Source organism: Lysinibacillus sp. Y5S-8 (assembly GCF_036894365.1).
GTDB classification, from domain to species: domain Bacteria; phylum Bacillota; class Bacilli; order Bacillales_A; family Planococcaceae; genus Lysinibacillus; species Lysinibacillus fusiformis_D.
This window is the reverse complement of record NZ_CP145889.1, coordinates 2,595,593-2,615,912: the sequence shown is the minus strand read 5'-3', so window position 1 is coordinate 2,615,912 and position 20,320 is coordinate 2,595,593. Positions and strand designations below refer to the sequence as shown.

General features: G+C 35.6%; 20 protein-coding genes. 13 read left to right on the top strand and 7 right to left on the bottom strand.

The features are described from left to right. Positions 1–29: 29 nt before the first annotated feature. Entirely contained in the window at positions 30–968 is a 939-nt protein-coding gene (locus V6670_RS12785) for a phosphotransferase (protein ID WP_338651330.1), read from the bottom strand. A 503-nt stretch (positions 969–1,471) separates the two neighbouring features. Between V6670_RS12785 and V6670_RS12780 the strand changes: the two genes are divergently transcribed. Beyond that, positions 1,472–1,696: a hypothetical protein gene (locus tag V6670_RS12780; RefSeq protein WP_338651329.1), complete on the top strand. Its 225-nt coding sequence runs from the start codon at positions 1,472–1,474 to the stop codon at positions 1,694–1,696. Between the two features lie 99 nt (positions 1,697–1,795). Beyond that, positions 1,796–1,933, top strand: coding sequence for a hypothetical protein (locus V6670_RS12775; protein ID WP_338651328.1), 138 nt, complete (start codon positions 1,796–1,798; stop codon positions 1,931–1,933). Positions 1,934–1,941: 8 nt separating this feature from the next. Here the strand turns inward: V6670_RS12775 and V6670_RS12770 are convergent, their stop codons facing one another. From V6670_RS12770 to V6670_RS12760, 3 genes are all read right to left on the bottom strand, one after another. Beyond that, a complete protein-coding gene (locus V6670_RS12770; RefSeq protein WP_141903762.1) occupies positions 1,942–2,418 on the bottom strand; it encodes a GNAT family N-acetyltransferase in 477 nt (158 codons plus the stop codon). Between the two features lie 732 nt (positions 2,419–3,150). Next, the gene (locus V6670_RS12765) at positions 3,151–3,369 is read right to left on the bottom strand and encodes a hypothetical protein (RefSeq protein WP_338651327.1); all 219 of its coding nucleotides are present in this window, start codon (positions 3,367–3,369) and stop codon (positions 3,151–3,153) included. Positions 3,370–3,891: 522 nt separating this feature from the next. Then, a complete protein-coding gene (locus V6670_RS12760; RefSeq protein ID WP_141903764.1) occupies positions 3,892–4,779 on the bottom strand; it encodes an alpha/beta hydrolase in 888 nt (295 codons plus the stop codon). Positions 4,780–5,074: 295 nt separating this feature from the next. On the opposite strand from V6670_RS12760, the gene V6670_RS12755 reads away from it, so the two are divergent. Both V6670_RS12755 and V6670_RS12750 read left to right on the top strand, forming a co-directional pair. Further along, positions 5,075–5,548, top strand: a complete 474-nt coding sequence (locus tag V6670_RS12755) for a peptide-methionine (S)-S-oxide reductase (protein WP_141903765.1) — start codon at positions 5,075–5,077, stop codon at positions 5,546–5,548. A gap of 1,099 nt (positions 5,549–6,647) precedes the next feature. Further along, on the top strand, positions 6,648–8,420 hold the full coding sequence (locus tag V6670_RS12750) for an oleate hydratase (RefSeq protein ID WP_036116942.1): 1,773 nt from the start codon (positions 6,648–6,650) through the stop codon (positions 8,418–8,420). 351 nt (positions 8,421–8,771) lie between these two features. Here the strand turns inward: V6670_RS12750 and V6670_RS12745 are convergent, their stop codons facing one another. Further along, the gene (locus V6670_RS12745) at positions 8,772–9,953 is read right to left on the bottom strand and encodes an MFS transporter (RefSeq protein WP_338651326.1); all 1,182 of its coding nucleotides are present in this window, start codon (positions 9,951–9,953) and stop codon (positions 8,772–8,774) included. A gap of 21 nt (positions 9,954–9,974) precedes the next feature. Further along, on the bottom strand, positions 9,975–10,436 hold the full coding sequence (locus tag V6670_RS12740) for a MarR family transcriptional regulator (protein WP_338651325.1): 462 nt from the start codon (positions 10,434–10,436) through the stop codon (positions 9,975–9,977). 316 nt (positions 10,437–10,752) lie between these two features. On the opposite strand from V6670_RS12740, the gene V6670_RS12735 reads away from it, so the two are divergent. The 9 genes from V6670_RS12735 to V6670_RS12695 all read left to right on the top strand — a co-directional run bounded on the left by V6670_RS12735 (position 10,753) and on the right by V6670_RS12695 (position 19,221). Next, positions 10,753–11,091 carry a hypothetical protein gene (locus V6670_RS12735; RefSeq protein ID WP_338651324.1) on the top strand — a complete coding sequence of 113 codons (339 nt, stop codon included), beginning with the start codon at positions 10,753–10,755 and terminating at the stop codon, positions 11,089–11,091. Positions 11,092–11,425: 334 nt separating this feature from the next. Further along, a complete protein-coding gene (locus tag V6670_RS12730; protein ID WP_338651323.1) occupies positions 11,426–11,755 on the top strand; it encodes a hypothetical protein in 330 nt (109 codons plus the stop codon). A gap of 1,390 nt (positions 11,756–13,145) precedes the next feature. Continuing rightward, positions 13,146–13,694 carry a hypothetical protein gene (locus tag V6670_RS12725; RefSeq protein ID WP_036116978.1) on the top strand — a complete coding sequence of 183 codons (549 nt, stop codon included), beginning with the start codon at positions 13,146–13,148 and terminating at the stop codon, positions 13,692–13,694. A 277-nt stretch (positions 13,695–13,971) separates the two neighbouring features. Then, a complete protein-coding gene (locus V6670_RS12720) occupies positions 13,972–15,033 on the top strand; it encodes a suppressor of fused domain protein (RefSeq protein WP_141903770.1) in 1,062 nt (353 codons plus the stop codon). 70 nt (positions 15,034–15,103) lie between these two features. Then, entirely contained in the window at positions 15,104–16,765 is a 1,662-nt protein-coding gene (locus V6670_RS12715; protein WP_338654618.1) for a DUF6138 family protein, read from the top strand. A gap of 15 nt (positions 16,766–16,780) precedes the next feature. Beyond that, positions 16,781–17,485 (top strand): DUF4274 domain-containing protein, encoded by a 705-nt coding sequence (locus V6670_RS12710; protein ID WP_338651322.1) that lies wholly within the window; start codon positions 16,781–16,783, stop codon positions 17,483–17,485. 13 nt (positions 17,486–17,498) lie between these two features. After that, positions 17,499–18,299 carry a hypothetical protein gene (locus V6670_RS12705; RefSeq protein WP_036116923.1) on the top strand — a complete coding sequence of 267 codons (801 nt, stop codon included), beginning with the start codon at positions 17,499–17,501 and terminating at the stop codon, positions 18,297–18,299. Positions 18,300–18,379: 80 nt separating this feature from the next. Beyond that, the gene (locus V6670_RS12700) at positions 18,380–18,733 is read left to right on the top strand and encodes a hypothetical protein (RefSeq protein WP_338651321.1); all 354 of its coding nucleotides are present in this window, start codon (positions 18,380–18,382) and stop codon (positions 18,731–18,733) included. A 20-nt stretch (positions 18,734–18,753) separates the two neighbouring features. Continuing rightward, complete coding sequence (locus V6670_RS12695; RefSeq protein ID WP_338651320.1) at positions 18,754–19,221, top strand: hypothetical protein; 468 nt, start codon at positions 18,754–18,756, stop codon at positions 19,219–19,221. A 61-nt stretch (positions 19,222–19,282) separates the two neighbouring features. On the opposite strand, the gene V6670_RS12690 is transcribed toward V6670_RS12695, so the two are convergent. Next, positions 19,283–20,317: a YdcF family protein gene (locus V6670_RS12690; protein WP_338651319.1), complete on the bottom strand. Its 1,035-nt coding sequence runs from the start codon at positions 20,315–20,317 to the stop codon at positions 19,283–19,285. Positions 20,318–20,320: the final 3 nt, after the last annotated feature.

The following is a 20,320-nucleotide window of genomic DNA, read 5'->3' as shown; positions in this document are numbered from 1 at the left end:
GCTCTGTTAGTTGAATAGACAAAATTCACCTAAATTTTCAGAAGTGAGTGTTTATGCTCAATTCTTATCCTGAAATGGTTCATTATTCGTATTTGTTCTTCAGTTAATTTTTCTATGTCCCAATACATATGCATTAAACTGTATTCAAAAATTTCCTTTAATTTTATAAATAGAGGGAGTTTTTCTAACATCTCTGATGATATAGAATTTTCTTCCTGATACCCTTCAATTATTGCGTTAGATATAGAACGACCATAGTCAACAATGTTACTGTTTCCTACAAATGAATATTCCATCGCACTATATATTGGAACAGCTAAATCAAATATATAGAAGTTTTTTTCGCAATCTTGAAAATCAATCATCGTAAAACTATTATTACTATCTACCAATATGTTTTCTAACCATAAATCACCGTGTATCAAACCATAATCTGACTGTTTTTTCGGAATATCCTTTATTGAGGATAAAACCTCATCTGCAATTTCTCTAATTATATTTTCTTCTTTAGGGATATATTTCAGAAAAGCATATTCTTCATTCTCATACCAATCGTTAATGTATTTAACGGTCTCTATATTTTCAAATGTTTTTGATAGGCGATGTAAACGACCAATTTGTCGACCTAATTCTTTTAAAACCTTCGCATTCCATTGACTTCTATGCAAGTGTGCACCTGAAGCACCCTTATATAAAACGGTTAGAACTTCACTCTTTAATGTCATTTTTTCAATTAATTTTCCGTTTAATGATTGTATTATGGGGGATACTCCAAATCCTTCGCTATACAAAAAATTAGTATATTTAATTTCTTCTAACTGTTCATCATATGTTTTATAGTTTGTTATTCTTGCAAAATAGTTCCCATGTTCTGTAATACATCGAAACATCTCATTGGTCACTGATTCGACTGCCATAATATTAACTGGATAAATTTTGTTAAGTGATTCAAGTATCCTTTGTTCCATAATCTTTTACTCCTCCTTTTATCTTTAATCGCATTAGACATTGTCAAACTTGTCATTATGATAAAAAACACTGTATATTCCCTGATTATACCATATGAAAAATCCCTGTTATTTAACTAAATTGCAAACAGATGGCAGTCCATTTAAATACAATGGGCATCCAAACAGTTGGTAGGGTAGCCCATGCAGATGTAACGGAATTAGCAAAACGCTTTGGGGAATTAATACTATTATCATGCATAAGGCATTGTTTTCTACATTGGGTGAGCCAGTAGTGAGCAATGCGCTGAATGGGAGCTTGAAAAATTACAACAAACGATCACACATGCATTCGTACACACATGCATTCGTACACACATGCATTCGTACAACATAACGATATTATGTTAACTATATGGGAGCAGGCTAATTATGGACAATGGGGTGGCACCATTCAAATGGAGCAGGGAAAACCACGCTATATAAGGTATTAGCGAGGCTACACAGACAGCAAAAAGGATAAAGTGTTATCACCATCAAAGCGAAGTAAGCTAACCTATTTTGTCATGCAGGACCCAGATTATCCACTTTATGTGGCAAGTGTTGGGAATGAAATCATGTTAGGCTGGCAAGTAACAGAGACTCTAAGCAACAAGGCGATCGAAGCACTAGAAAATTTTTTGCTTGTCCCACTAAAGGACAGACACCCTGCATCACTATCAGATGGAGAAAACAGCGTGAAACACTAGCATCAGCTTCTGTAGCTGATGCACAAGTTGACTTCTGGATGAGCCTACTAGCGGGTTAGTGGGGCAAACATGTTGAAAGTAGCGAAGTGGGTGCAGCACATGGCAAATCAAAATAAGATTGTTTTTATCATTACACATGATCAGGATTTCATAGACATTATTTGTGATGAAGTGTTAATTCAAGGAAAGAACCATAAAAATAGCAACGTCACTCATTTGAACAATGCAAGTGAGTGACGTTTACTTTAAAGCGGCAAGTTCATAACGATTTGCTCACCAATAGGGCCTATTTTTCTTTCTCCGTGGTCCACAAAGCCAACTTTGGCATATAAATGCTGGGCCGCCGTATTTTTATGATTGACAACTAACACCACTTCGTTACATTCTTTAAATTCTTGTTTGACAAAATCAGCTAGTGCAAACATAGCCTTTTTAGCATAGCCTTTACCTTGCTGTTGATGATCGATAGACAAAGCAGTTAGTAACATTGCTTGGGGATTACTGGAATATTCTTTTACTCTATCCGTTGCATGAAGAACAAAAAAACCAACTGGCACATGATTACTTAAAATGACGATAGGATATTGTCCAACCTTTTCGATCGTAATTTCTTTTGGAAGGGCTGTAAACTGGTGTTGTTCTTCAGGTAGTTCAAAGCTATTTAATTGCTCCACATAGTCTTCAGAGAAATGTACTAATTCAATGCTCGTTGTTGTTTGCATACAAAAGCCTCCTTTTTTATTATTTTAACTACAGAACAAATGTTCGTCAAGGAGGCTTGTATAAAAATAACGCAAGTTGGGACTTTTTAACTTAATAAGTGACCGAAAAATAAAATGAAAGAAATACTAATAATCAAAATAAGTGTGATAACCATTGTCAATATTCCTCGAAGCAAGGTCGTTAAATTTCTTACATCTTTCATGCCCATAAGGCTAAGATAGAAACAGACAATGGACAAAAGTAGTGTCAATGTCAATGGATGAACATGAAGGTAGGTGTCAAAAAAGTTTTTCAATGTGCCTGATAGAAAAAATAGTAGGGTACAACCTAAAGAAAAAATAAATGACCAAAAGTTTAAATTAATTCCCATTGTTTCCCTCCTTCCTACAAAAACGAATTTGTCGTATCGATGTTCCAATGATTCCGTTTGATAGGGTAAAAGGATGAAACAAACAAAAGGGTAGGTGTAAAAGGAGGTCACTTGGACGAAAGTGACCTCAAGTACCATAAAGGAGTATAACGTAAAGTCGAAAGAACTTTACATTACTATTAGTATGTCTGAGCTAGTTGTTGAAGATAGTTATCTATCTCAGACGCTAGCTTTTAATTGTAAGTCCATATAAAAAAAGCTAGAAAAACCTAAGAGAAGGCTGCGGGAAGTATTTCCTTGAAAAAGGCTTTGGCCTTCTATAAAGGAACAGAAGCTAAAAAACATCCTAGACGGATGTTTTTTAGTATAACGGCTGCTGACAAGGGGGAAAGCCGTTGACATCTTGAATCATATGAAAATCATATTGCTTTAAGGCGAATTGACTTTGATACAAATATTCAAGGACAAGTAGTTTCCCACCTGAAACACCACAGAGGACACCTGAAGTACCTTGACCATTTGTCAAAGAAACACCGACAGGCTGACCGATTAAGTAAGCAATTTTATGTTGCCAAGGCACAATAGCCACTCCTTTCATTATAATATATGAATGTGGTGGCTAGAAGTTCTGGCCTATAAAGTGACTTTCATTAAATCGTAGCCTCTTTTATTTGTTAAATTGCCATTATCATAAGGGAAAAGGAGTTATAAGTTTGTGATTTTCAGTGGGAATATTGATTTACATAAAAAAGCAAGAGGAGGTTCTTTTAAGTAAGGCTAAAAACTATTCACAGAAGAAAACAAAGCATCAAGGAAGTTACTGACAAAATTCAACTTCACAGAAGAAGGCTATTTAAGACAATATGAATGCCACAGTGTTACTGGAGAATGTAGTGATATGTTGATCTATTCTTTATTGCATGCAGAATTTTCTAAAAAGGGATAGCATTGTACAAAAACATCTTGGGGGCGATGTTAAAGGTGCTATCCCGCCATTAATGTATGTTTAAATAGTTATGAACATTACCACTGTGTGTAAATTAGAAAAACAAACTTCTTTAAAGTAATGATGTCTTTTGATGATTACTGTAAGTAGAAAAGGCTAATCGCGGCCAGCCTCGTAAAACTTCTGAGCTACCATAGCCGGTCTAGTACGTGAATCCGTAAAGTGGTCACCATCACCAACAATCAGACGGTGTTGACCAAGACGGCTGGACATATGTGGATGCCAGCCATAGCCATCTCCTTGTGGCAAAGTATTATCTTGATAAAAATAGATATAGCTTTTGGGTGTAGGTAGGGCATAAAACGCTTTAAGATCTAGTTTCTCAAAAAGCGGTTTAGCAGGTTCGGGAGAGATAACAGCATACATTTCTTTGGCTTCCTTTAAAGTAGCCGTATTGACGAACATATCTCGAAACAACGGAAATGGAAGCATAATTGTATCGTCCTTCGACATGGCTCTAAGCTGCTCGAAACCTTGCCTCATTTGTAGCGGGAACTCATCGGCAACAGATTCTCCGTCTTTCAAAACGAATGCGTCAAAAAAAACCAGCCGTTTGATTCGATTAGGTATCTGTTCAGCTACCTTCTGAACTACCGTTCCGCCAAAGCTATGTCCAACGAGAATAAAGTTATGCAAGTTCAGCTTTGTTATAAAATCAACGACGGACTTTGTAATCATGGCATGTGAGACATCTTTATTTGGATCGTTGCCGTGACCAGCATATTCTGGCGTATAGACAGTATGGCCTTGACTACGCAGCACTGCTGCTACACCGTCCCAAAAGTGAGCGTCCGCCCATGAACCATGTACAAGTACAAAGGTGAGTTTTTGTTGTACAGATCCATGAATTCTTTCATCCGCTTGGAAAGGATAGTTATTCCAGTAATTTGCTCCTGCAAAATAGGGTGAGTAACAATACTCATGATGCATAAATTTATCATCGTGGTAGGGGAATTGAAACACTTCATGGCGATAAGGAATCATGAACAAGACATCCTTTCAAATGCACATATAGTATCAGCTTATGCCTATTAACTTTAAGAGGTTCGTATTTACACAGATACCAACAGCATAAATAATCCTCCACCATACATAGAGACGCTTTTTTACTAACGACGCAGTTAGTTAAAGAGCGTTGCTTGACTTGTGTTCAACAATCGGGTCATAATGTGGCATAATAAAATTTGTCATTATTTTAATGTGTAGTAGACTTAGTAATTACATTTGTTCTTCCTATATTACTTGAAATGAATTTTTTAAAATAAAAAGGAGAGTCAGTATGGAGATAGTATATTTTGCAGGTGGATGTTTATGGGGAGTACAAGCTTTTATAAAAACTTTACCTGGAATTACGTTTACAGAAGCAGGAAGAGCTAATGGCACAAGTCATACACTGGAGGGCGATTATGATGGGTACGCCGAATGTGTAAAAACGGGATTTGATCCGACCATTGTCACAATCAGGGAATTAATGGGATATTTTTTTGAAATCATTGATCCATACAGTTTGAATCAACAAGGACAGGATATTGGCGAGAAATACAGAACAGGAGTATATAGTGAAAAGCCTGAACACTTACAAGAGGCAAAGGCGTTTCTTGGTGAGAGAAATGATTACGATCTTATAGTTGTTGAAGTATTACCTCTTACAAACTATGTAAGAAGTGCAGAAGAACATCAAGATAGGTTAGCTAGATGTCCAAATGATTATTGTCATATTCCAAAAGAAATATTAAATAAGTATAAGTATTGAAGAACATTGAGTTGCATCGGCAGCTCTTTTTTTCTTTGAAACTAATAGTGCACGTTATATGCCCGTTTTATAAAAGAATATAATTTTAGCATGATTAGTTCTATTATTATTTTTGGTATTGCAGGCATACTTTATGCTTTGGTGGAAAATTCTTTCAAGAGAAATATAAAATTTGCTTAAACTAACGGGTAGCAATTGTTCAATTAGTACACTCGCTTCCTGTGCTAAAGAGGCAGATTAGAAGTACTTAATTTGGATATTAACAATATACACTTGTTTTTGAACATCGTCCTCCAAACAAATTTAGAAAAACGTTTTCAAGATTCATCATTTATTCAATGTGCTTCTTGGAGTTATCCATCTGAATAGATTTTTAATGGATAGCCTATTAAATAACGCCATCAGCTTTGTTTTTTTGTGTCATTTTTTTTATTTCTAAGTATAAATGATGTCAGGAATAAGAAGCTTGCCACCCATAACGAATAGAAAAGATTTTCAAGCAACGCCCAATGCCCATTTTTAAAATAATCCCATCCTGTTGATAATAAAAATACAACGATAATGAATGTGATATATATAGATTTTCCGAATGTAGTCAATTTAAACACCTCTATTTGTAATGTATGTAAATTGTAGCGTCAGTGAAAGTAGCAGGCTAAAATCAAAGAAGTCCCATTATTATTAGCTATTACAGGTCATTTTAAACGAGATAATGAGAGATTCGAAAAAAGAATGATCAGTGAATAGGTATTTTTAGTTATAAAAAGATTTTTTAATATAATAATTATGCAAATTTAACAACCGTAAAATTGTATAATTATCCCACTGGTATAGCATAATGAATGAGCATGGAACAGTGTATAAATGCTTTATCGAGATGGAGCTATGTAATTTGTAGATACTGTATAATTCCTTTTTAAAAAGGGTTTTTTGAAATGATTTATAAAAATACAAGAAGATGTGATGTCAAATGATACGAGCATCCATTTAGGAGACATGCTATCAAATTTGAATTTTTTGTTAATTTATCTTTCTTTTTCCCATTTAGATGCCAATGAGTGTTATTCTATATTGGAATAATAATTATGGAGGCGATATTATGTATTACAGTAATGGTAATTATGAAGCTTTCGCACGTCCGAAAAAACCCGAAGGTGTCGATGAAAAATCAGCCTACCTGATTGGTTCGGGGCTTGCCTCACTTTCAGCCGCATGTTTTTTAATTCGTGATGGCCAAATGAAAGGTGAGAATATTCATATTCTTGAAGAGTTAGATATTTCAGGCGGTAGTCTTGACGGAATTTTAAATCCGACAAGAGGGTTTATTATTCGCGGTGGTCGAGAAATGGAAGATCACTTTGAATGCTTATGGGATTTATTCCGTTCCATTCCATCATTAGAAATAGAAAATGCTTCGGTTTTAGATGAATTTTATTGGTTAAATAAAGAAGATCCTAATTATTCAAAATGTAGATTAATGGAGAATCGAGGACAAAGATTAGAGGATGACGGAAAGTTCACATTATCCGATCAATCGTCTGAAGAAATGATTAAATTATTCTTTACGCCTGAAGAGAAGCTAGAGGATAAAAAAATTACAGATGTTTTCTCTGATGAATTTTTTGAATCGAATTTTTGGCTGTATTGGTCCACGATGTTTGCCTTTGAAAAATGGCATTCTGCTATGGAAATGCGTCGTTACATTATGCGCTTTATCCATCATATTGGTGGATTACCAGATTTATCTGCACTGAAATTTACAAAGTATAACCAGTATGAATCCCTGGTACTTCCGATGATCAACTATTTAGAAAAACATAATGTTGATTTCCAATATAATACGGTTGTCGAAAATGTTCTAATTGACAATGTTGGAGATAAAAAGGTAGCTCATACATTAGTGTTAAAGCAAAATGGTGAGAAAAAGAATATAGAGCTAACCGAAAATGAACTGGTTTTTGTGACAAATGGTAGTATTACGGAAAGTACAACGTATGGAGACAATAACACACCAGCCCCTGAAACAACTGACTTAGGAGGAAGCTGGTCTCTTTGGAAAAACATTGCTGCCCAAGATGCTGCGTTTGGAAGACCAGAAAAATTCTGCGATAATTTGCCGAAAGAAAGTTGGTTTGTTTCAGCAACACTCACTACATTAGATGATCGAGTAGCACCTTATATTGAAAAGATTAGTAAAAGAGATCCATATGCGGGGAAGGTCGTTACGGGTGGTATTGTAACAGCAAAAGATTCGAATTGGATGCTAAGCTATACATTGAATCGACAACCTCATTTTAAAAATCAACCAAAAGATCAATTAGTTGTTTGGATTTATGGTTTACTATCTAATAAACCAGGGGATTTTATTAAAAAAAGTATCACGGAATGTAGTGGCAGTGAGATAGCACAAGAATGGTTGTACCATATGGGTGTACCTGTTGAGGACATTCCGGATTTAGCGCAAAATTCTTGTCAGACAATCCCATGCTATATGCCATATATCACATCTTACTTTATGCCGAGAGCAATAGGCGATCGTCCGTTAGTTGTCCCAAAAGGATCTGTAAACTTAGCCTTTATAGGGAATTTTAGTGAAACTGAAAGAGATACCGTATTCACAACAGAATATTCAGTAAGAACAGCAATGGAGGCGGTTTATCAATTATTAGCAATTGACCGAGGGGTTCCTGAAGTATTTGCTTCTGCCTTTGATATTCGTACGTTATTAGCGTCAACGGCTCGCTTACTAGATGGTAAAAAATTGACAGATATAGATGCGCCATTTATCTTAAAACAAATCGGTAAATTAGGTATTCATAAAACAAAGGATACAATCATCTATGATTTACTAAAAGAAAGTAAATTGATATAAAAAAATAGCTCGTCCTAACAATTTGAATCAGCAAAAAGAAAATAATAGACAAAGTCGAAATTGGGACTTTGTCTATTATTTTTTTGCTAGTTATTTAGCTTATCGGAAATATTTCTTAATATTTCAGTTTGTTCCTTTTGTAAGTTAATAAATTTAAGTAAGAACCAAACAATGAAAACAACTGGGACAAGATAAAAAAATAATAGCAGAAAAACAGGGATAATGCCGAGTAATAATTCCATAATTGTATGAAAACCTCCTTATTGGTTTATTGTACCATAATAATTATGGAGGGAAGCGGCTAATTTTTGAAGATAGCTCAACCAACTAGCAACCATATAAATATTTTTATTACATAGTACAATTCTTTAAACTAAAATACTGGAATAGCGAAATAAGAAAAAATAAAACGCCCAAAAAAACAAAGAGGAGGGTACTTGGCAGAACAAGACTTAATCCAGAAAACATACCACCGATTGCCATACCTGAATAGCGAATAAAATTAAACAGTCCTAAGGCAGCTCCTCTATATTCGCTATATTCATTACTTATAATCGTTGAAAATAGTGGAGGGGCAAATCCAATTACTAAGCCATACATAAATAACAGGGTACTTAATACGATAATTGATTTAGTATGTAGGAAACCAAAAGCTATAATTAACAACGGGAGGAAAAATAAAACAGTGATAAATAGCTTTTTCAACGTCACTTTCTTCTGTATTTTTTTAAAGATAACACTCCCCAAAATCATACTAACAGTTAAAGGTAAGTATAATAATCCAATGTTTTGTAATGATAGATGATAATGATCGTGGAGCAAGATCGGTAAAAATACTAGAATGACAAAGTAAATAAAGAAGACAAAAAAGCTTACCGTCATCGTCATTAAACCGACACGATTCAAAAAAATGGCTCGATAGATTTGTGTAAAGCTACTAGCATTTTCTTGACCGTTATTTCTTTTTCCGTTGTTAGGAAATGCCAGCATAATAAACACAAGTAATAGGGTTGCAATAAGAAATAGACATAAAAAAATACCTTGGTAGCCATAATATTCGCCTAATATTCCACCTACTATTGGAGAAACTGCTGGGGCCAGGGAAAGTAGTATTTGATACGTACCCATTGCGCTCCCCCTTGCTTCGCCATCAAATAAGTGTGAAATCATATTTATCGTAACCAAGGGAATAACACCAGCTCCAATGGCTTGAACAATCCTAAAGACCATAAATACTAAAAAGTTGGTTGTAAATGCACAGACGATGGTCGAGATACTAATGAACAAGAAACTAAAGATCAACAACCGTTTTTGATTTTTGGTATCTATTACTGCACCTAAAAAAATTTGAACCATGGCTATGATAAAAATAAAGCTACTGACAGTGAAATTCACCCAATTAATAGATACGCTAAATGAATCCCGAATGAGTGGAATGACAGGCGTATAAATATTTTGATTTAAAGAAGCGAAGAAACTGCTTATACTTAATAAATACAATGCAAGTATTTTCGTTTGAGCTAGTTGAGACATATACATTCTCCTTTTACAGCTTTAATGTGACTTCATGTTTTCGGTAATAGCGTTTAAAAATCGAATAATTGTCTCTAATTCCGCAGTGTTAAAATCATTAAGGATACTTAAGTAACGATTTTTTGCCTGCTCATGTAATTGATGGTGGATAAGCGCAAGCATCTCGCCTGATTTTGTTAGCATATAATATACTTCCTTTTTATTATCTTCTTGCTGCATTTTTTCAAGGATATTATGCTCTAATAGCTTTTTTACTGCTTTTGTAATTGCTGGTTTCGAAACATTTAAAGTTTCTGAGAGTGTGATGTTATTCGCCTTTCCTTTCTCTTTGATTGCTGCAACAATGTGTAATTGTGTCAATGTCCAATCTGAAACAATTGCTTCCTCCTGATTTACTTTCATTCCTTTTCTTCTTCTGTCAGCCGATTCTCTTTCTGTAATTAATCGTTGCAAAGCTTCTATAACATCATTTTTTTTCTCCATTTGTGTCACCTAGCCTTATTTTATTTTTTGTTAACTGGTTAACAATTTAAATTTTATATTTTATTTTTATTTATGTCAACAGGTGTATTTAATAAGGTGATTTAATAGTTAATCAGTTAATAATAAGGTTGATATTAGCGATTTGACCGTAGCTATGTCTAGTGAAACTTGGATGTAGTGCAGTTAACTAAAATAAAATGAAGAAATTCATTGTAGTTATAGTTCACTGCATCTGAGTGACTTTTAATAGCTATTATTTTCTAGTTGTCCAGTCCAGTTTTTTGTACACTAAGTACTCCAGTAGGGTATTGAGCGAGTGAAAAAGCATCAGAACTGGAACGATAAATACTATGCTCACCGAATTTTAAGTGAAGATTGTTGGAATAGTTTCTTGAAACGCATTAGCCGTGCTATGACTATGAATAACCATAATGAACTAATTAAAAAGAATGATGACATTATAAAATTTACAAATTCAATAACTAAAGAAGCAATAGATGAATACTTAAAACAAGCAGTCGTTAAATCTTGGTTGGATAAATTCGATAATGGCATTATGGCAGGTGGTGACTTTGAAAGGTTGAAAATTATTATAAAACAGCGAAGTAGCTGTCCTGAAATAAAGTATTACAGTTTTGTGAAAATATCATTTTAAAATGAAAATTATAAAAGTAAAAAAATCAAGTGTTTTACTTGTGGTTAAGTAAAATGTTTCTTTTGACATATGAAGGAATAAACAAACGCCATAAAATGAGACTATGACCGCCATAAATTTGGCGTCAATTCATCCTTGAAATGGTGTTGTTGGTAATGATAGGATAATGTTTACTCGAGTTAAGTTTAGCTATAGCTAGATAAAAAATTATTTATGTCATATTAGTATGTACCTGTTCTGTAATGTTTTACTAATATAAATATTTGTTGATAATTTTGTTTTTAAAAAATAGTTAGTTAATAGTATTAAATTAAAAATAAAGGATGATTTTTAAATGGCAACAGTTCGTTCAGATGCTTATAATACTGGTAGAAGTATGGGAGAAGCATTAAATAATACAAAAGCAGGTAAAGCTATTAATAATGCTGCAAAAGCAGTAGGACAATCGTTTGTAGATTATGGTAAGGCAATTAATAAGGCTGCTCAACAAACTGTATATGGTAATCTTCATTCTCCTTACGCTACTGCGGGAGGTACAGCACAAGGATTAGTAAAAGCAGGTGCTAAAGGTGCCTTAAAAGGCGGCGGAACTGGTATGCTTTTAGAATTTGGAGTTAGATCTGTAAATAATATTTATAATGATGTAATTCGTGGTTCTAAATAGTTCTAGAGAGGTAACAAGTTGATATAATCAACTTGTTACTTTTATAATTTTATTGTTAATGAGGATAAAAATGTATAATATCATTTATAATAGTCTAACTAAATTGGATTCTGTGTTATTAGTTTATTTGGATAAGGATATGGGTAGAAATAAAATAGAATTAGTTAGTGAAAATGGTCTACTTTGGTTAATTCCTACATATCAAAATTCAATATTAAGTAAGGTTGAATACTTTTCTTTTATTATTAATGATCAATTTTAGGTTTGTGATCCTAACTGCTATCGTATTCATGTTATTGATGAGATGAATTTTTCGTATATTGAAGACTTATTAACCTAGCAAATAAATAAAGTGGTTGTAAACAATTCGAGTACAGGAAAAGATTTGAATAATAACACTTTTGAAGTAGTAAATAAAACAAAAGTATTTTCAAACTTAGATTCAGCAATTTGTTATACGGCAAACTTAAAAAATATAACCGAGGACTCTGCGGTTATTTTTCAAATAATTAACCCAGAAGGAAAATTGCATTTTGTGGACTGTGAGTGCTTAATGAGGAATAAAAAAATGGTGAACGAATTTATTATGCAGGATTAAAAATTACGCCTAATTTATTAGAAGGTACCTGGACCTTTCAACTGATTCATCAAAATAAAATAATAGATTCAAAAGCCATTTTATACAAAATCTATAAAATTGACTATGGAAAAGATAAGAATAGTCATTTTACGAAAAAAATTTCAATTTTAATTTAGAAATTTGAACTATATTAATTTTAGGAAGTGATTTTTATGAGTACTGGTAGGCAAATAGCTTCAATTTTTATATTACTATATTTTGTAGTTTTTTTTATAGTTTCAAAAATCTTTTCATTATCATCTACATTCAATTACATAGTTTGCGGAGCAGGATTAATAATTTCTGTTATTCTACATATGTATTTTAAATTTAAATATGAAAATATTAAAAAACCAGGTTCTCGTTAAATTGAGTACCTGGTTTAATTAATTCCATAAATTTTATCTTGCTAATACTTATTCTATCGTATGTGCGAACGAACATTCTATGTAGGGAAGATGGGTTCGACTTAGAGGAAATCGCAACCGCATTAAGTCTCTGGACTCCAAATATACCCTACATAAGAATACAATTAAATTCATATAAATAAAGGTAGTAAAAAATAAAATCATAGAAACGTTGATTTCAACGTACCTATTCAATTTTAAATACACCCCCATAAAACTAAATCTTAAGAAAAACTTCAGGTTCTACTAAGGAAATATTTAAGATTCGTTGTGTATACTTATTAAAAAAAGGAAATTCACGAAACCATTTGAAGATTTAAAACGTATTGGTAGTAGGAGAGAGAATATTGGAGTAGGTGAAGATATGGCACATACGATTTACATAGTATTAACTAAAACAGGGACATTACTATCGAAAGCGATAGGCATGTATACGGGCAAAGAGATGAATCATGCATCCATAGCCTTTGATGAGGGGCTTTCTGAGATGTATAGCTTTGGTCGAAGGCAATTAAACAATCCGTTAAGTGGGGGCTTTTTACGAGAGGATGCAGAAAGAGGCCTATTTGAGTCTGCCGATTGTGTCATTTATCGTTGTCGGATATCCCATTATCAATATTTAGAGATGATGAAAATTGTGCGCTATATGTATTGGAATCGGGATCGCTATAAATATAATTTTATCGGTCTTTTTGGTGTGGTAATGCAAAAGGAAGTGAGACGTGAGCGTGCTTATTTTTGTTCCCAATTTGTAGCGACGCTATTAAAAGTGGGTGGTCTAAAAATCTATCAAAATCCAGCATTAATGACGCCTCATTGCCTAGCACAATTACCATATTTAGAAAAAGTGTTTGCTGGAAAACTAGCAGACTATTTACAAGCTACTCGTGAACCAGTTATGCTGTATGGCTAACGAAGACATACTCCAATCTATGAATGCCTTTCATTACGTATTAATATCAATATATTGAATCAGGTAGGCAATCTTCCATTTTATTTTTTCGTAAAATAGAAGATTGCCTGCTGATTTTTTATTAGTAATATTTACCTCATATAGGATGACCATACACCTAATTGCTGGAAAGCTGAAAATAAGTCCTATTCCTGTTAAAGTACTACCATAAAATTGCTATCATAAATACTAGGTACGTATGTGTAACGATTGAATCATCAGCAAGGAGGATATATAGATGAGTGAAGAACTAACAGCAGTTGGTTGGGATGCGATTGATCAGGCATTAAGACAGGTGTATGGTGAGCAGGAGCCAATGCATTACGGAACCATGATTCCCTATTCGCTAGGAGGACAAGATCCTTTAGATGGGATAAGTGCCTATAAAAGTGAAACCCCGATTCCGCATTGGCATTTTGTTACATATGGTTTCTCGGAATTATATGAAAAAGAATTTGATAATCAAGAATACAGTGGGTATGGATTTGAGCTGACATTTCGCTTAGTACGCAACGAGAATGAAGAGGAGCCACCTGCTTGGGCTTTGAATTTACTGCAAAATATGGGCAGATATGTCTTTAATAGTGGCAATGTTTTTAGAGCAGGGGATTATTTAGATGCAAATGGACCCATCTGTCTTGATGCTGACACGCAATTAACCGCACTCGCCTTCACATATGATCCACAGCTTGCTGAAATAAATACACCAAATGGAAAAATGGAGTTTATTCAAATGGTTGGTATTTCAGAGGATGAGCTAGAAGCGATGCAGACGTGGAATACACTTGGTGTGCTAGAGGCTGGTATTGAGCAAATACCGAGCTATATTACGGATTTAACACGTAATTCTCTCCTGCAAAATCAAGAAGTTGTCGCAGCAGTTGAGCACGGAATGGAGGAAGATGGCTCCAATACGGGTTTTCTTTTTGTAGACCAGCTCGCTTGGGAGATTGGGAAAAAGGGGTGGTTAAACAAACAGTCCAATGTTATTCAACTCGGGGCGAAACAGGCAGAGGTCATTAGTAAATTACTACGTGGGCGTATTTTAAAAGATAAAAATCTAAGCTTAGTCGGACAACAAATAACGATCCAATTTAAAGCGGATTCCCAAGTTGGCTATCGTGAGGATGGACAGGAAATTACCATTTCATTGAACAGGGCAGCGGTAGAAGAATTAAGTCAAAAGCTAGTGCCACAAGAAAGCCAATTCACTGTGTCTTCTTTAGCAGGTGTAAGCTTTCAAATTTTGAAAACACATATTAAAAATCAAGAAGGAGCGGTTGTGAAAACAATCGGATAAGATTAATCTCTCGCTAAGGCTTTTAGCGGGAGATTTTTCTCTAAAGTAGAAAGGGAGGGTGAGAATTGCATTGCAGCAGTGTGTAGAACATTTTCTAGCAGCTGTGTGGGAACAACTCACAGCTGTTTATCAACAAGAAAGTAAACGAATAATGGACTTAAAAGAACAAAGTAAATTACAAGCAGGTGTCTTTCATTATTTAAAAGTTGCCTGGAAAAAAGGGGAAAGTCCTAATGGCAATATCTTTATTGATGTCTATGAGCCATTTAGTTGGAGTGATAGTGCCTATAGGGTGGAAGCAGGTCCATACATACAGGAATTTACCAAAGTAAATCAGATAGAGGAGCTTTTTTCAGCTCTCTGTACAAAAATGGAGACGTTGTTTCAATCTGAGCAATATGGTTTCCGATTTTTTGATTACCATTTTCAAGTAGTCCTTGAATTTGAGCATGACGGGACGATGCTTAGCTATCAAAAAAAGCTTCTCCATGATCATAAGCTAGCGTTAGTGAAAGAGCAGCTGGCCACATTTATTGAAACAAAGGTAATGGCTGCGCTACCTATACGACCAAGTGATCATGATGAATTTTTCTTTGCACAGTATTTAGTCAATCCGCATTTTTTTCATCAGTCAGCCAGTGAAATCGAACCACTTATTCGTCAACTAGAAGTAAAACATCGTGCCAATAAAGAGCGTCTAGACCAATGGGTTTATTATTATACGATGGCGTTTAAGCACTGGGCAGAGAAACATTTTTTACCGTACTATTTTGAACAAACAGGGGATTACATCCAAGAGTGGGTGCTGAAAACTGAGGATATGGTACAGCAACTGGAGCAGGAAAAGCTAAATTTCTTTCTTTATGTAGCATTGAAAATTGGTCAAAAAGAGCCAGCTACCCGTTTAGAGTATCTTGAGCTTGCCAAACAGCTGGGCTCACAGCGGGCTGTTGATTATTTGCAAAAAGGAAGCGGTCGTTTTGAAAGCATGCGGAAGCGTGAGACGTTCCAAGGGCAAGCAAATGATGTTTTACAAACAATTGATATACGAGTAATAGTTGAAGAGGAAGCGGCTTATCGTGAAGCGCTTCATTATATCATTCAACTGTTGCAGGAAGGTTTTCCAAAGGGCTATAAGCTAGCCTTCAAGAGTAAAGTGAAAAATTACCTTCCTGTTAAAAAGTTAGCCAAGTCAAAGCTCCATCAGTTTTTTGCCAATTGCCTTGAATATCCTAGCCTTTTTCCGTTAGTAGCGAATTATGCACAGATTGCTATGGAGGAATTTGCATGGTATCAAGATGTCGAGCCGAGTGAAAAATCAGCGATGCCTAGCACCTATGCGGTCTTTGGCTTAGGCCTTTATAGTAAGGCTTATTTCCCGCTCGTTGAACATTATATGGCACTAGTGGATACAGAGCATCAATCTGTGCAGGATGCTTATGCGGAGGCTTTTCAGGAGGTACACGGCCTATCAGTGGAGGGGATGCCTGTGTTCGTAGCTATTCTATTAGGTGGAAGTGAATCGGCTAAGCCATTAAAGGGCATGGACATCAAGGGATTAGACTTACTTACGACACTTGTGCAAGAACTGGAGAAAAAAGAAGACTACCAGCGTGCATTTGTTTTATATCGAATATTTGGTAGTCCCAAGAAGATCGCACAACGTCTAAAGCAAGAAGAAGCACCGATGAAAAATGAGCTGAAGAAATTATTGCAATGGATGGATTTATGAAAGGAGGGCAGTTAAATGGAATGGGCGAAGGTGTGTAAAACTAAGGATATTGAGCACGTGCGAGAGGCGGTAAGCAGGCTGGATGTCAATGAGCGGGATGCACGTGGGAGAACACCGTTAATGCTTTTCCTAACAAATCGAATGCCACTTGAAGGAATCAAGCTACTATTGGCACAAAATATCGATTTAGAGGCACGAGATAAGCTAGGTGATACGGCGCTTAAAAAGGCTGTAAAATTTAAGCAAGCAGAGGTACTTTCATTACTGCTTGCTGAGGGTGTAGATTTACAGGCGTCTGAGGGGATTACCGCTACAGCTTGGTATGCAGCTAGAGACCATAGAGGGATTGCGGATTTATTGCTGGATACGCCTGGAGCCATTCGACTGACCTTGCAGGCAGCAGAACAGCTGCAAGTGGAGTCCATTTTATATGAGGAATCTCTTGATACAATGTGCCATGAAATAAGTAAGGTGTCATCAGCTGTCATTTTGCATGCCATTGTGAATGGCTATAATTGGGATGATGGACCCGAGCCTATGCTTGTAGCGTTAGCCAATCCAGTATGTGCACCTATAACCATGGTGGACATGTTTGAACTGATGGAAGGCGAGTATTGGCTAGAACAAACAGAAGAAGAACTAGCGAGCTCCTATTGGAAACAACCATGGAAAGAGATGGCAGAAACACTACAGGAGAAGTTGAAATTCTGTGATAGATAGTGAGGAATATGCAATGGATCAGAAAGCAAAAAAAATTTTAATGCAAACCTATTGGCAATCAGGTAGATGGCGGTCAGGCGGATATACTTATACAGAAGAAGATTTTCAGTATGCCAAAAGTAAGGGCTTGATGTTTGATCGATTAACCATTACTCATGATGAATGTGTACAGAGGTTACGACATCTTCATGAAGAAGGTGTAACAAAGGAGCTTGTGGTGACAGCATTTTTGCATAGCTTATCGACGCGTAAAGTATATTTGCGCAGTGCCTTATCCAGTTGGGCTCTTACCCATGACCTACTAATCCATACGTATCATGAGCGACCTGTTACATTAGTATCCTATAGTGGCTGTGGGTACTGTAATGAGCAGAAAATCATGTCAAATGAAGAATATGTAAATGAAGATTTAAATGTGCTTAATTTTGAACGAATGAAGTGGGGAGGTGTTCGTCTCAATTGGCTCTTGTATTGTTTGCTAGATTTAGAATGTTTAGTGAAAGAACAAGAGACGTTTACGGTGTGTGAGGAAGATATAATGATAGTAAAACAGATGATAGCGGCAATAGAATCCTGTAATGAGACGGATGCAGCTAGACAGCTTGAGAAGCGCTGGAAGGATGTTTTTAAGTCCAATCAATATGAACGAGATGCTGTGATGGAAATCTGGGGCTATGCTGGTTTACTAGTATCACAGGATGATTATCGCAAGGAGCGTGGACGTGGAACGGATTTTATGTCAATGGCTACCTGGAGAGGACAAGATGGCTATTCGCAAGATAAGATGCAGTTTTACTTTGGCTCTTATCTGTAAATTTGGCAGAGCCAATAAACCAAATCGCATGACGCAAGCATACGATTTGGACTAGCTACGCTAACTCATAAGAAAACATTTTGTTAGACAATCCTGGTAACGCCACCATATTTGGAGACAACTTTGAGGATATCGATTTTTTCTACGATATTAGTGCTATGGCACTGGCAGAGCTTTATTGCCAATATCTTGATACAGGTCAAATCTATGGCTACGAAAGTAAGAATGTACAAGTGCACTGGACAGCAAATGAAGACTCTTTGACATTTATTTTACAGTATCTAAAGGACATTCAAGATGAAAAGCCTGATCAGCATGGAGGGAGAGAAATGACAGAACTATGGAGAGAGTCCGATAGTTGGCTAGAATGGCAGTCGAACCTAGCCTATCTTATACAAAGGATTGAACAAGAAATCAACTGTTTGCAGCAATAAAAAAGGGGAGGTCATTGGAAGTGACCTATGATTTTTGGATAATGGCTTCCATCATGGAATTGGTTGACTATCCAGCTGAGGAAAATGATCATTATATTCCTCAGCCAACGTTGCAAGCCATTATGGATGTGCTTGATATCCAAGTGCCAATAAAAGAAATTTACGAACGTTTTTTTGATCAGTCCATTCATACAGGGCATGTTTTAGTATTTGCTAATAAGCATCTGCCGCATGCCTGTATTGTACTTGATACTTATCGTGATCCACTAGATCAGCAGGATTTAATTTGGTTTGGCTGGAGGGTGGCAGCGAAGGATGTTTGTCTAGTAAGACAGTTATCTCGGAAACTATTTGACAATTGTGATGAGGGCATTCGCTACGAGGAAGGTCAATCTATTCTCTATCAGGTACTGCAGGAACAAAGCTATCCTCGTAAATACTACTACGAGACGATATTTGAGCAAAAAATGAAGAACTATATGGTGTGACCAATCATAAAAGGATTCGTGACACTTCCTATAGAAAGTGCGCGAATCCATATGAAAGACATTATACAAAGAAAAAACTAAATAAAGATAAGATGATGGAAATGCCAACAATAGGTCCAATCATTTTCATATGTCGTTTTCGTCCCATCACAACAATCGCCACATACTCACGAATCATGGCATTTGGCCAATAATAAAAGGCTGTCTTTGATCCTATGCCTTGACTATCCAAGCCCGCAAGTCTTGCATAAATACCAGCGCGAAATAGGTGGAAGTTATTCGTCGTAAAAATACTGTTATAGTCCTTACCTTGTTTCCGATCATCCATCAGTTGTTTAGAAAATAACATATTTTGATAGGTATTGACAGAGCGGTTCTCCTGTAAAGTATGCTCAATTGGAATGCCTTTTTCAATCGCATATCGTTGCATTGCTTCAGCTTCAGGTAGATTCTCGTCAGGACCTTGTCCACCAGAGAAAATAATGGTCGGTGGCGTAGTAACAGCTGCTTGCTTATGGTAGAAATCCATTGCTTTTTGAATTCTACTAGCTAACAGCGGCGGTACTTTGTCATTGATCAAGCCACTTCCTAGCACGATGATAAAATCTTGATTCAGCTTTGGTCGATTGAATTGATAAAGAAAATAGGCGGACAAAAAATTAGATAAATGGATAAAGAAATAAAACGTGATCAGCGAGATTCCACCAAAAATCGGTTGGAGGTGGATTGAAAACACACTCGCTGGATAGATAATCGGTAATAGGATAAATAACAAAATGCCTATGGCGACCAGTAATGTTAAAGAATTGGCCAAACGTCGACCTTCTCGCTTCATCAATACTCTCGCATTTAAAAATAAACCAAACATTAAGGCAAGAATGCCAAAAGGAATCAAGATAAATAGGGCAATAAAAGGGATAATAACAATGAGCCTTAAAAAGTAATGGTCAGATGCTAAAGATGCGATGACGCAGAATAACAGAAAAGAACAAATAAATAGATTAAATAATAGTCCATTGATCATTTTTCTTGGGTCTTTTAAATAAGAAATGAGAAAAATGACAAAAAGAATGAGTGGAATAATGCCAAAATACATACA